Here is a 12871-nt window from a genome sequence, read left to right as displayed (position 1 = left end):
AAGGGGGAAGGTATACGAAAATCATATGGTAGCGGATGTTTTCTATGAGGAGATTATTTCACTCTGAAATATTGTTCCGTTCACTTTATGTCCCGCATTTCTCTGAAGACTCACTACCCGTGAACGTGCAAGGGAGGCTCACCGCCGCCTCCCTTGCAACCCTGGCTCTCTGGCAAGGAAAATCGCCGCTGCGCGGTTTATTCGCCTTATTCCGTCTGCCTTTCGGGTCGGGGCCGAGCCTGCATCCCGGCAGGCCGTCCCCTCCGCCCGCGTCCCTGCGGGCGGACCCGGTCAGCCGTCAACGTCTCATCGATTTTCAGCCGGAACAGGGGCATTGCTGCAATGCTCTGATTTTCAGCCGCACCGGTTTTGCTGTTAAAAAACAAACCGCAGAAATGGTCAGGTGTGGGCAGGTCCGGCTGAAAATTGCCGACGTGTTTCCGTAAGGCCGGAGGAACCCGCATGGATGCGAGTTCAGGGCGCGTTTTGCAGGGACGCTACCTCGCGCCCGCCCCGGTAGCCTGAAGGAATAAGCGGAGGGTATTGCGAAGCAACAATTTTCCTGCCGGGAGCGGGGATTGTTAAGGGGGCAGCGATAGCCCCCTTAACGCGTTCACGGGTGATGAAATTCCAGAGAAATGCTGAACCTAAAGTGAACGGAATCACGCGTCAGAATGAAATGTTCTCCGTAAAGATTTAACGGCAGGCATGACATACAAATTTACGCGATGGATTCCAGGCGCTGCACGCAATCGGCGGTTAGCGTGAACGGTGTCGGCGTGCAGACCGCCAGACTCAGGGTATCGAGCTGGCACTGGCTGACCGACAACGCCGAGTTGAGCGTGCTGTCCACGCTGACGATTTGCCAGGCGCTGCCGCCGCGCTGTTTTACGATAGCCTCTTTGCGCGTCCAGATGCGCCAGAACGCCGTCAGCTGTTGTTCGGGATGTTCGGCTTCCACTTCCGCATGTTCGCCAAGGCTGAACACCGCGTTGGCCAGCGACCGCCAGTTATCTCGCGGGCGGATCACTTCAATGTCGCAGCCGACTTCGCCCTCGTCGCTCAGCAGCAGGGCGATATCGTCCCCGCTATGACTCAGGTTAAACCAGAGCCGGGTGTCAGGAGAAAAAGCAGGTTTTCCCTGTTCGCCATACACAATCTCCGGCAATGGCGAAAGGGCATGGGAAAGCAGTACGCGACCGGCCAGCCAGCGCGCGCGGCGAGCGCCCTGCGGCGCCTGTGCGTACAGTGGCGACGGCAGCGCGCCTGTGCTCAGTGTCGAAACTTTTCCCAGAACAATCCGGTACATATCAGGGCCAACGTTTAATAATGATAGAAGTATTGATGCCGCCAAACGCAAAGTTGTTGCTTTGCAAAAATTCACAATCAATCTTGCGGGCTTCACCCATGATGTAATCCAGCGCGCCGCATTGGGTATCCGGCTGACTCAAGTTTAGCGTAGGTGCAAACCAACCTTCACGCATCATTTGCAGACTCATCCAGGCTTCCAGTGCCCCGCAGGCGCCAAGGGTATGCCCAAAGTAGCTTTTTAGCGAGGAGATCGGCACATTATCGCTATAAATTGCGGCCGTTGCCTGACTTTCTGCGATATCGCCCCGATCGGTCGCCGTGCCGTGGGCGGAAATGTACCCTATATCCCGTGCGCTTAAGCCTGCTATTTTCAGCGATTGTTCCATGCAAATCTGCATGGTTTCACGCTGTGGCTGGGTGATATGCGCGGCGTCGCAGTTAGTGGCAAAGCCGATGATTTCGCCGTAAATGGTCGCCCCTCGGGCTTTGGCATGTTCCAGCTCTTCGAGAATCAGCGTTCCTGCGCCTTCGCCAATCACCAGCCCATCGCGCTTTTCATCGAACGGCGAAGGCGTCGTTTTCGGTTCGTCATTGCGCTGGCTGGTGGCAAACAGCGTGTCAAAAACCGCCGCTTCAGACGGGCATAACTCTTCTGCGCCGCCGGCGACCATCACCGTCTGGTAGCCGTGACGAATCGCTTCCCAGGCATAACCAATCGCCTGACTGCCGGAGGTGCAGGCGCTGGACGTCGGGATCACGCGGCCCCGCAGGCCAAAGAACAGCCCGGTGTTGACGGCGGTGGTGTGCGGCATCATCTGCACGTAAGTGGTGCCGGTGATGTTGTTGGTGTGTTTTTCCGTCAGCATGGTGGCGAATTCGCTCACCGGGCCGGTACTGCCGGTAGAAGAACCATAGGCAATTCCGGTTTCGCCGTTGGTCAGCACCGCATCGTCGATAAGCCCTGCCTGCTCCAGCGCCAGTTCGGTGGCGCGGGTGGACATGAGCGACACGCGGCCCATCGCCCGAATACGCTTGCGGGTATAGTGTTCCGGTAGGGTGAAATCATCGACTGGCGCGCCAAGCAGCGTATGCAGTCCGTCATAAACCTGCCATTCCGGCATCTGGCGCACGGCGTTTTCGTAAGCGTTCAGTCTGGTGGAAACGTCCTGCCAGTTCTCGCCAAACGCGGTGACGCCGCCCATGCCTGTAATCACAACGCGACGCGTCATAGCATCCCTCCATTGATGGATATGACCTGGCGGGTAACGTAACCCGCAATATCCGACATTAAATAACTGGCCAGCCCTGCCACTTCATCTGCCTGGCCCATACGTTTCATTGGGATGATGGACATCGCCTCTTTCAGCGCGGCCTCTTCCATTGCGATCATGCCGGTGTCAATCAGCCCCGGCGCGATGCAGTTGACGGTGATTTTACGTTTTGCCAGCTCAATCGCCAGCGCTTTTGTCGCACCGATAATGCCCGCTTTTGCGGCGCTGTAGTTAACCTGACCACGGTTGCCCATCACGCCGGAAACGGATGACAGGGTAATGATCCGTCCACCCTGACGTGCGCTAATCATCGGCATGATGCACGGCTGAATCACATTGTAAAAGCTGTCGAGATTGGTGTGGATCACGGCATCCCAGTCGTCGTTGCTCAGCGCCGGAAAGGCGGCGTCGCGGGTGATCCCGGCGTTGCTGACCACGCCATACCACGGGCCATGCGCGTCGATATCCTGCTCCAGCACCTCGCGGCATTGCTCGCGACTGGCGACGTCAAAACTGAGCAGACGGCCTGCGCCGCCGACGGCGAGAATGGCATCCAGCGTTTCTTGCGCGCCCTGTGCGTCACGGTGATAGTGAACCCCGACAACAAAGCCGTCAGCCGCCAGTTGACGGGCGATGGCGCGACCGATGCCTTTGCTGGCCCCGGTAACCAGAACGGAACGACTCATGTTGCAGCTCCCTGTTGAAATAGCGTGGTGAGTTCTTCCTGCGTGGGCTGGAACGTATTTACGCGGCCTGTCGCCAGCGTGTTATCCCCCACGTCGATTGTGCATTCAAAGCTGCCGAAACGCTCATCCTGCATGAGTAATGTGGCCCTGATGGTCAGCGTTTCCCCGGCGGGGAGGGCGCCTGCGGCGCAGACGAGTTCACGCGCGCCGAGCACCATGCCCAAAGAGATGGCGCTCTGACCCTGTTGATGACGATGCCAGCCTGACCAGACGCCGACGGTTTGCGCCATCAGTTCCAGCGCGAACCAGCCGGGCAGATTGCCCTGCGGGTCAAGAAACGGGGCCAGCACGCCGCCTGGCGCCACGGTGACGCGGCAGGCGGCGGACTCGTCCGTGACGCACTCGACGTCTTCGAGCAGCAACATGGGGGCGTCATGCGGCAGATACTCGCCGGGTGATAAATAGCGACTCATGAAACCCTCCCGAGCAGAATGCTGGCGTTGTTGCCGCCAAAGGCGAACGAGTTAGATAAGATCACCGGGCGTTCAAGCGCGCGCGGTTGTTCGATGATGCCGCAGCGCGGCAACACCGGGTCACGCGGCGAATCACTGAAATCCTGCGGCGGCAGCGGCAAGTCGCGTTGCAGAATCAACATGCTGAGGGCGGCTTCGGTGATTCCCGCAGCGCCCAGTGTGTGCCCGGTCAGATGTTTGGTGGAGCTACAGGGCACATTCTCGCCAAACAGTTCACTCACGACTTTCGATTCGATCTGGTCGTTGAGCGGCGTGGCGGTGCCGTGCAGGTTGATATAACCCACCTGCGTCGGCGTGATGCCTGCGTCATTGAGCGCCTGGGTAATCGCGCGAATCGCGCCTTCACCTTGCGGATGCGGCGCGGAAATATGGTACGCGTCGCTGGACTCGCCGACGCCCAGCAGCGCGACAGGCTGCGGTTCGCGGGTCAGCAGCATCAGCGCGGCCCCTTCGCCGATGGTAATGCCGCTGCGATCCCGGCCGAACGGCAGGCATCGTGTTGGAGAGAGCGACTCCAGGCTGTGGAAGCCGTTAATCGGCATCCGGCTTAAGGTGTCCGCGCCGCCGACAATCGCCACGTCCGCCAGACCGGCTTCGATCAGTCGGCGTCCGCTGATGATCGCTCTGGCGCTGGAGGAACAGGCGGTGGAAAGGGTAAACGCCGGGCCATCAAGCGCCAGCCAGTGGCTGAGAAAGCGCGACGGATCGCCCAGCTCCTGCTGCGGGTACTGCCAGGAGAGGCTTTCCTGGCCGTTTAGCGTCAGGTTGACATGGGCATCACCCTCGTCGAGGCCGGAGGTGCTGGTGCCGAGTACCACGGCGACGCGATCGCGGCCATACTGCGCGATGGCCTCATCCACCCGGGGCTGGATCTGCGCGAGCGCGGCCAGCAGCAGCTGATTGTTGCGCGAACGGTGAGCGGCAAAGTCATCGGGGATGGCGGGCAGTTCGCCGTCAACACCGGCGAGCACCGCCTGTGGATGCCCCTGTAGCCAGCCGGAGCGAGGGCGCATGCCAGGCGCCACGCCGCGCGTCAGGTTTGTGGCGATCTCATCCGTATCGTTGCCCAGCGCGTTGATCATACCGACCGCAGAAATATAGATCATATCAGTCACCCAGATATTGAATGGTGATGTGGTATTTGAACACATGCTGCTCAATGCTGATTGGCTCGCGTTTGCCTTTGCGGTTCAGATAGATAATTTCCGTCACCAGCTTACCGCTGGCATTGCGCAGCTCGCGTTTGTCGCCGTTGTCGGTGAGCGTCCAGCCCGTCGGCAACTGCGGCTGCCAGGCGCTAATCGGCCAGTGGCTGAGCATTACGTCGGCCAGAACCTGGCTGGCGGGCGGCAGCTGCGGCACCACGATGGACTGCTCGGTGTGTAGCCCTTTCTCATCATAGGTGACCAGGAACAGGCGGATGCCAACCGACGACAGTCCGGCAAGGGTGATTTTTTGCTCGTCGGCATTGAGCATCACCAGCAGCGACTGGGTTTTGCCGTTAAAGCTGCCGGTGAGCAGTTGTTGCGAACTGACCGCCGGAGAGATGCCCGGCGCAGGCAGCGTGACGCGCGCGCCGGGTTCCAGCCACGCCTGCGGGCGGCCTTCCGGCGCTTTCTGCGAGTGGCTGCATCCGGTCAGAATGAGCGCTGCGGTCATCAGCAGAAACTGCCGGATGGCACTACGCTTATCCGGCCTGCGGTTTGTGCGCTGGCGTAGGCCGGATAAGGCAAAGCCGCCATCCGGCAAAAGGTGTCTCAACCAGTGCGCTGTTTGTTTGATCATCTTCTTTTTTTCTCTTTTTTACCGGGCATTGCCAGAGGCGATAACAGAAATGCGGTGAAAATCCCGCTGACCAGTACGATACCGAAACTGCTGATGGCCTGGGTGGTGCTAAAGACCAGCATGCCGAGGGTCAGCAGCGTGGTCATCATCGCCAGCGTAATCGCCAGCAGCGAGGTCAACGGCGTTCCGCGTGGGTTGCTGAAAAACAGCGTATAGTTGATGCCAATCCCCAGCACCAGCACCAGCGCCAATAGCGAGAACAGATTGACCGCATGGCCGCTCAATGTCAGCGCCGCCAGACCGCAGCCCAGCGACAGCACTGACGGCACCAGGCTTACCAGCCCTTTGCGCCAGCCAAGCCTGATCATCGCGCCGCAGGCAATGACCGCCAGCGCCACAAACAGCAGTCCCGTCAGCACATTGCGATAGAGGGCGAACAGCGTGTCGAAGGTGCTTTTTCGGTCAACCCACGCCACGCCGGAATATTGCGTGGCGAGGGCGTTCAGCGCGGCGCTCCGCTTCACGCCGTCTACCGGCACCAGCACGCCGCTTTCGCCATTCTCCCGCGTCAGCCACAGCAGCCGCCAGCCTTCGCTGGCCGGGCTGGCAAGCCAGGCGTCCACCGTTACCGGCATGGCGTTCAGATCCGGGTTAACCGTGGAAAGCCCGGCATTCTGTAGCGCGCGGCTCACCGCCGGAGCGGCGTTTTTCAGTAGCTTCAGATCCTGCTGCTGACGGGCGAGCGAGTTGATCGGAAGCGTGCGATAGCCGCTGAGCAGCCCGTTGCGCTTTGCCTGTTCCAGCGCTGGGGTAAAGGCTTCCAGCCGTTCCAGCGTTTGCTGTGCGGACTGACCGTAAACCACAAACCATTTCTGATCGACGCTCTGCCCGGTCAGGGCGGTGATTGCTTTTTCCTGCGCCAGAATCTGCTGCGGCAGCGCCTGTAGCTGTGAAATATCGTCATCCACATGCAGCGTTGCGATGCCCGCCAGCGAGAAGATCGCCAGCGCCACGGGCAGGCCGATGGACAGTTTTTTATTGCGTCGCCATGCCGCCAGCCAGCGCAACATCAGCACCATTGCCGGAACGGGGCGCACAGGCAGCCCGCGACACAGCCACGGATGCCAGAAAATGACCGTCAGGCAGGAGGCGCTTAATCCCACGGCGGCAAATACCGCCATCTGGCGAATGCCGGGGAAAGGGGCGAGCATCATGATCAGATACGCCGCGACGGTGGTCAGCAGCGCCAGCAGCAGGGCGTTACGCACTTTGGCGAGGCTCTGCCACGGCGACGCGTCGTTGCCGTGCACCATGCGCTCGGTCAGGTAATAAAGCGTATAGTCGGCCGAAATGCCGATGATGCTCATGCTCATCACCAGCGTCATCAGGTGCAGCTCGCCGAAAATCAGCAGGGTGACGACGGTTCCGGCCAGCGCGCCGACGCCAATTGATATCAGGCACAGCAGCAGCGGGCGCAGCGAGCGAAAGACCGCCACGATCAGCAGAATTACGCCCAGAACCGTCGCCACGCCAAGGGTGGAAACATCCTGTTTCGCCTGCTGGCTGGCGTAATCACTGTAAAAAACCGTACCGCGCGACAGCAGCTGCGCCTGCGGATAACGCGTTTTTAGTTCACCTTCCAGCGCGCTGAGCGTGGTGACGAGCTGGTGCGTTTGCTGCATATCAAACGACGAACCGGCCAGCTCGCCGTGCAGCAGATACCAGTAGTGCCCCTGCTCATCCTGAGTGACCAGCCAGCCGTCCATCAGCCGCAGACGCTGGCCGTTTTTCGCCATCGCCAGCTGCGAACCGCGCATCAGCATCAGCGGATCGTTTTGCAGCTCTTTACCGCTCACCCCGGAGAAGGCGGAATACAGCTGAGACAGAATCCACTGCGCCTGCGCGTCGCCGCCGTTTTGCAGACGAGCGCGGGTGGCCTCATCGATCAGGCCGTTGCGATGCTGCCAGAAAAAGGCGCCCCATGCCTGCTGGCTGTCGGCGTCCATCGGGCCTTTGACGTCCGCCAGCGCGTGGGATTTTTGCAACAGCGCGAGCCAGTCGCGCGCCACCTGCGGATCGGCCTGTTTACCCGGGCTTACCAGCCAGACCAACTGTTGGTCGAGGCGCTGCATGAAACCGTCGTTCAGGCCAGGCGGAATGTCCCCTAAAGCCTGTTTTGGCAGCATTGCCAGCACGCTGCTGTTCAGCCGTGACTGGGGCAGTAGCGTCAGCAATGCGCCCAACATAATCAGGCAGGCGACACCCCATAGCAGCGCGAGGCTTTTACGGTTATTGCGCGGTAAAACGTTGGCGTTCGTCATCAGTCAGTTGAGCGGGCGTCAGTTGGTGTTGAGTGAGTGCGATATCTGTGCGATCGCCTTGTTTATCATTCAGTTGGATTGACTCCAGATACGTTTGTCCGGCCAGGTCAATCGTGGCGAAAATCTTGTCCAGCGGCGTGGTGATCGGCGTTAGCCGCAGCGCCCAGCGCCCCTCGCCTTTATCGGCGAAATCGACGCGGAAGTTCTGCTCCAGCACGCTGCGGTCAGCCTGGAACAGCGCGCGCAGCAGGTGGTTAAACTGGAACATCTGTGGGTTGTTTTCGGCGGTGATGACCTGCGGCGGCTGGCCGTTGATCACCTGCACCATCCGTTTGTCGTCCAGCAGCAACTGCATCGGGAACGGGGCGGTTTGATCCCACAGCAGCCCCTGGTCGCGAGCGATCAGCATCCTGCCCTGGGATCGCAGCGGCTGCGGCAGATCCTTAATCGTCCGGGTTTGATCGAAGTGGGCGCGGACAACCGGCTGTTCGGTAAAGCGCTGTTGCAGATCGTCGAGCGTCAGAGCGCTCACGAACGGGCTGATGATCAGCGCCAGCAGCGGCAGGAATCTCATGGCGTTACTCCCATACGTTCAAACAAAATATCCGGGCTGACGAAGCACATCTCGCGGCTTTTCTCTTCTACCGCCACCTGGATGGTGTAACCCGTCGTGGCGCGTTTTCCCGTCTGCGCATCAAAAATTTCGTAGCCGATGCGCAGGCGGTTTTCGTACTCTTCAAGACGGGCGCGCACCCGAATGCGTTGTTCGAATGTCAGCGCGTTGCGGTACTTCACGCGGGTATCGACCACGGGCCACAGGTAGCCGGACGCTTTCATCTGGCGGTAGCCGTAGTCGAACTGGTTGAGCAGCGCCTCACGGGCAATCTCGAAGTAGCGGAAATAGTTGCCGTGCCACGCGACGCCCATCATATCGACGTCGTGGAACGGAATGGTCAGCTCTACTTCAGCAGTAAAACGGGGATCGTTAAGCACCCTTTACTCCTTGTTTTTGGCATCCGGCAACTGCCAGAAATCGAAAAAATTAAACCAGTCGAGCGGCGACTGTAGCGCGTAGTGCTCAAGGCGTTCGGCGTAGCGGTCGATGGCCTGCTGTAATGCCTGCTGGCGTCCGGCGCGCGGCAACAGCAGCGGGTCGGCGAACGGTTCACAGTGGATATGCCGTTTCCCGTTCTGGCGCAGAGCGAAAATAAGCTGAACCGGGCAGCGCAGGATGGAGGCCAGAATAAATGGCCCCTGCGGAAACGGCGCGGACTGGCCCATAAAACGACTCCAGCAGACGCGCCACTCGCCGCCACGCTGTGGGTTAACCGCAATACGGTCGCCAACAATGGCGATCCACTCGCCGCGTTCCAGCTTCTCTTTCAGCAGGATGGCGGTGTCCGGGCCGATGTCGGTGACGGGCATCAGGTTCAGCCCGGCCTGCGGCGCCATCTCGTCCATAATCTGTTTAAAACGTTGGGCATTGTCGCTGAACACCAGAGCGTTGATGGTTTTGCTGCCCTGCAATTGCGCCAGCGCGCGGCAGGCTTCGACATCGCCCAGATGCGAGGCCAGCAACAGTTTGCCCGTTGGCGCCGTGATGTTAAGCGTCTCTTCTGCGCCCGGCGCAAAGACCACATCGCGGCCAAACTGTAGCTCCCCGCGCCAGCTGGCGATTTTATCCAGCATCGCCTCGCCAAAACGCAGAAAGTGGTGGAAGCTGGTCAGCCGGGACGGAACGGGGCGCTGGCGTGACGTCAGCTGCGCTCGCACGCGGGCCAGCCAGTGTTGCGACGCGTTGCGGGCGTGCGCTGCCGTCAGCCAGTAGACGCCGACCACCGGATAAAGCAGCAGCGAGAACGCCTTACGCCCAAGCAGACGCCAGACCAGCAGCATCAGACGCATTCCCCACAGCCCTTTAACTTCCTGCTGGCGCGCCCAGTGCGGCGACGAGCGGCGAAACAGCAAAGACGGGATGCGCGGCAGCATGCCGAAGAACAAGCGGGTGTGCATCAGTGAAATTCGGCAGTTGTCTTTTAGCGCGTCAAAATGGGACAGTCCATCCAGCGGATAGGTAACGCGGGTCGGGACAAAATAGCTGGTGTTGCCCTGCCAGTAGAGGCGCACCATGACTTCGGTGTCGAAGTCCATCCGTTTGCCGAGCGTGACGCGCTGCGCCAGTTGCAGCACAGGGGCGACCGGATACACGCGAAACCCGCACATGCTGTCTTTCAACTGGAATGAAAGCGTTTCAATCCATACCCAGACGTGGGTTATCCAGCGACCGTACAGGCGCGAACGGGGAATGGAATCGTCATAGATCGGCTGCCCGGAGATCAGCGCGGCTGGGTTTTCCTGCGCCAGTTCGAGCAGCTTCGGAATATCTTCAATGGCATGCTGGCCGTCGGCGTCCACCTGCACCGCGTGGGTAAATCCCGCGTCTGAGGCTGCCTGTAGCCCACGAATCACCGCAGCGCCTTTGCCCGCGTTTTCCGGTAGGCGGATCAGCGTCAGGTTCGGTTCCTGAGCCGCCAGCTGTGCTAATCGCTGACGTGTTGTTTCGTCACTGCCGTCATCCACCACAATGCAGGGCAGATTAAACGGCTGTAGCCGCGCCAGCACCCGCGCCATCATCGCGCCGTGGTTGTAGCAGGGGATGAGCACGCAGGGAGTGAAGGTCAACGGCATAACCGGATCTTCCCGCTGCTGGCGGTATGCCGCGCGTCGCCATCGTGGCGCTGATAGCTAAACGTCAGGAGCTGGCGGGTTTCCTGCCAGCTCAGGGTCAGCGTCACCGTGGTTTCAGGCAGCAGCGGCGCCTGGAATTTGACGTTCTGGATGCTGTGAAAACGCCAGCCGGGCGTGAGCAGCGTGGTGGCGTAATGCATCACCCAGTCCAGCTGCGCGACGCCAGGCAACAGCGGCTGCACGGTAAAGTGGCCGCTGAACCAGAACAGGGAAGGGTCGAGATGCAGGACGATCTCAAGCTGTTGGGGTTGTGCCTGATGGCGCTCAATTTCATGGGGTATCATGAAATAACTCCTGTAATTGCGCATAGACACGCTTGTTCATACTGTTGACCGGGATCTCGTCGATCACGCGCCAGTAGCGAGGTACGGCAACCGGCTCCAGCCACGGCAGCAGCGAACGACGCCAGGTCAGCTCCTGTGCTTTGCCGCCGCAGCGCTGCCATTGTTGGCGGGTTTCGTCATCCAGCACCAGCAGAACGCCAATGCCCTGGCGACCGCCGCGTGAAACAGGCAACGCGACCGCCTCGCGGATGCCCTTCAGCTCCAGCAGCCGCTGTTCAACTTCGCTGAGCGAGATCCGTTTCTCTTCAATTTTGACGACGCGCCCCCGGCGTCCCATCAGGCGGAACTGGCCGTTCTCATCAAACTGGAGGATATCGTCGAGCAACAGGCCGTCCTGCTGCACGATCAGCGGCGAAAAGGCGCGAAATGCTTCGCCCTCCGGCTGAAAATGTACGCCGGGGAAGGGGAGCCAGGCGATCTCCTCCTGCTGGCGGTAGCGCCAGGCGAGAATGCCGGTTTCGGTGCTGCCGTAGATTTCATCCGGCCAGATATTGAGCCAGGCGGCGGTTTGCGTGACATCGCCCCAGGGCAGCATACCGCCTGCGGAAAGGATCATGTTGACCGGCGGCGGCGTGAGCCGGTGGTCGAGGCGTTTCAGGAACGCCGGACTGCTGATAAACGCATAGCGGTGGTCGTGGCTTAGCGCGGCAAGCTGCTCTGCGTAGTAGAGCATTGCGGCATGAAGCGGCAGGCCGAGCGCCATCGGCAGGAAAATACGGAAAGTCAGACCGTACAGATGCTGAGGAACGACTGACGCCACGACGCGACAGCCTGCCAGACGGTCGGCAAAACGCATCGCCAGCAGTTCGGCCTCGCAATCCAGCCGCGCGATGGGTTTGATGATGCGCTTGGGCTGACCGGTGGAGCCAGAGGTAAACAATTCAACGAAGGCATCGGCGGCAATATCGTCGAATGTGAAGGCTTCTGCGCTGAACTGTCGTGATGTATTGACCACCAGCAGCGGGCCGTGCCAGCCAGACGTCTTATCGCTGAGCACGCCGTTGAACAGCGCGCGCTGCTCATCCAGCAGAGAGACGCGGTTATGCCCCGGAATAACGGGCGTTTTTCCGCTATGCAGCGTTGCCAGCAGCGCAACAATAAACAGATAGCTGTTCTCAAAACACAGCGCCCAGCGCTCGCCCTCCTGCTGTTGCAGGTGTTTCACCAACTGCGCGACGTCATGGCGCAGGTGGCCCAGCGTCCAGGTGTCCTCACCCAGCCAGGCAACAGGCGTTTCATCCGGGCGTGGCGCGGTGAGCCAGCGGGAGAGCGGAAGGGTCTGCTTCATTGTGTTTCTCGTTTAATCACCTGGCGGCGCACCAGCCACTCGCCCGCCATCAACGCGCCCATCAGCAGATAGGCAATCATGCCGTTCCAGGCGGTCCATAGCGCCATGTCGCCGTGTAGCGCGGTAAAGAGCGCAATACCGCCGTTGCCGATGAAAAAGGCGCACCAGATTTGTGTTACGCGACGGGTGTAGCGCACTGCGGCTTCCGGCAGCGCAGGTTCACGCAGTCGCGCCAGACGTTCGACAATCGGCATGGATGTCCACAGCGAGCCGCCAAAAACGGCAAGCATGACGCCGTTAACAACGACCGGGTAAAACAGCAGCAGTTGATGTGTTTTAAGCAGATAGCTGGCGACGCAAAGCGCTATGCCCGCCACCGCCGCCACCTGAGTGACGACGCGCAGCGGCCCCGCCTGTCGCCGGGTCTGACGAAAGCGTAAAAAGAGCAGCAACGCCATCAGCGGCAGCAGCCAGTGGAGGCTGTTATGCGTCAGCCCAAACCAGATCAAAAATGGCCAGGCCAGCAGCATCAGGCCGGTCAGCAACTGAATACCCATACGCGCGTGAGCGCCTGACATGGCGTA

14 protein-coding genes are annotated in these 12871 nt (G+C 60.3%); 1 reads left to right on the top strand and 13 read right to left on the bottom strand.

Features of this window, described 5'->3' with window-relative positions; all coding sequences use genetic code 11:
* Positions 1-44: 44 nt before the first annotated feature.
* Entirely contained in the window at positions 45-446 is a 402-nt protein-coding gene (locus tag OGX75_RS02150; RefSeq protein WP_286450985.1) for a hypothetical protein, read from the top strand.
* Between the two features lie 275 nt (positions 447-721).
* Here the strand turns inward: OGX75_RS02150 and acpT are convergent, their stop codons facing one another.
* The 13 genes from acpT to OGX75_RS02085 all read right to left on the bottom strand — a co-directional run bounded on the left by acpT (position 722) and on the right by OGX75_RS02085 (position 12865).
* A complete protein-coding gene (gene acpT, locus OGX75_RS02145) occupies positions 722-1309 on the bottom strand; it encodes a 4'-phosphopantetheinyl transferase AcpT (RefSeq protein ID WP_012135610.1) in 588 nt (195 codons plus the stop codon).
* Position 1310: 1 nt separating this feature from the next.
* Positions 1311-2540: a beta-ketoacyl-ACP synthase gene (locus tag OGX75_RS02140; RefSeq protein WP_286450984.1), complete on the bottom strand. Its 1230-nt coding sequence runs from the start codon at positions 2538-2540 to the stop codon at positions 1311-1313.
* Positions 2537-3268: a 3-ketoacyl-ACP reductase FabG2 gene (locus OGX75_RS02135; RefSeq protein WP_110493692.1), complete on the bottom strand. Its 732-nt coding sequence runs from the start codon at positions 3266-3268 to the stop codon at positions 2537-2539. The genes OGX75_RS02140 and OGX75_RS02135 overlap by 4 nt, the downstream gene beginning before the upstream one ends.
* A complete protein-coding gene (locus OGX75_RS02130) occupies positions 3265-3741 on the bottom strand; it encodes a hotdog family protein (RefSeq protein ID WP_104868076.1) in 477 nt (158 codons plus the stop codon). The genes OGX75_RS02135 and OGX75_RS02130 overlap by 4 nt, the downstream gene beginning before the upstream one ends.
* Positions 3738-4907: a beta-ketoacyl-[acyl-carrier-protein] synthase family protein gene (locus tag OGX75_RS02125; protein WP_198448741.1), complete on the bottom strand. Its 1170-nt coding sequence runs from the start codon at positions 4905-4907 to the stop codon at positions 3738-3740. Before OGX75_RS02125 ends, OGX75_RS02130 begins: the two co-directional genes overlap by 4 nt.
* A gap of 1 nt (position 4908) precedes the next feature.
* Entirely contained in the window at positions 4909-5460 is a 552-nt protein-coding gene (locus tag OGX75_RS02120) for a DUF3261 domain-containing protein (protein WP_096753934.1), read from the bottom strand.
* A 122-nt stretch (positions 5461-5582) separates the two neighbouring features.
* On the bottom strand, positions 5583-7907 hold the full coding sequence (locus OGX75_RS02115) for an MMPL family transporter (RefSeq protein ID WP_286450983.1): 2325 nt from the start codon (positions 7905-7907) through the stop codon (positions 5583-5585).
* Positions 7876-8481 carry a LolA family protein gene (locus OGX75_RS02110; RefSeq protein WP_047460500.1) on the bottom strand — a complete coding sequence of 202 codons (606 nt, stop codon included), beginning with the start codon at positions 8479-8481 and terminating at the stop codon, positions 7876-7878. The genes OGX75_RS02115 and OGX75_RS02110 overlap by 32 nt, the downstream gene beginning before the upstream one ends.
* A complete protein-coding gene (locus OGX75_RS02105) occupies positions 8478-8900 on the bottom strand; it encodes an acyl-CoA thioesterase (protein WP_012135602.1) in 423 nt (140 codons plus the stop codon). The genes OGX75_RS02110 and OGX75_RS02105 overlap by 4 nt, the downstream gene beginning before the upstream one ends.
* A 3-nt stretch (positions 8901-8903) precedes the next feature.
* Positions 8904-10595, bottom strand: coding sequence for a glycosyltransferase family 2 protein (locus OGX75_RS02100; protein ID WP_286450982.1), 1692 nt, complete (start codon positions 10593-10595; stop codon positions 8904-8906).
* Positions 10586-10939, bottom strand: a complete 354-nt coding sequence (locus OGX75_RS02095; protein ID WP_049011356.1) for an ApeI family dehydratase — start codon at positions 10937-10939, stop codon at positions 10586-10588. Before OGX75_RS02095 ends, OGX75_RS02100 begins: the two co-directional genes overlap by 10 nt.
* Positions 10926-12287 (bottom strand): class I adenylate-forming enzyme family protein, encoded by a 1362-nt coding sequence (locus OGX75_RS02090; RefSeq protein ID WP_110493695.1) that lies wholly within the window; start codon positions 12285-12287, stop codon positions 10926-10928. The genes OGX75_RS02095 and OGX75_RS02090 overlap by 14 nt, the downstream gene beginning before the upstream one ends.
* The gene (locus OGX75_RS02085) at positions 12284-12865 is read right to left on the bottom strand and encodes a COG4648 family protein (RefSeq protein ID WP_024131036.1); all 582 of its coding nucleotides are present in this window, start codon (positions 12863-12865) and stop codon (positions 12284-12286) included. Before OGX75_RS02085 ends, OGX75_RS02090 begins: the two co-directional genes overlap by 4 nt.
* Positions 12866-12871 lie beyond the last annotated feature (6 nt).

Origin of the sequence: Citrobacter sp. CK199, from assembly GCF_030333285.1 — a bacterium.
In the GTDB taxonomy this organism is placed as follows: domain Bacteria; phylum Pseudomonadota; class Gammaproteobacteria; order Enterobacterales; family Enterobacteriaceae; genus Citrobacter_B; species Citrobacter_B koseri.
The sequence above is the reverse complement of the archived record's forward strand: the minus strand, read 5'-3'. Positions and strand labels throughout refer to the sequence as shown.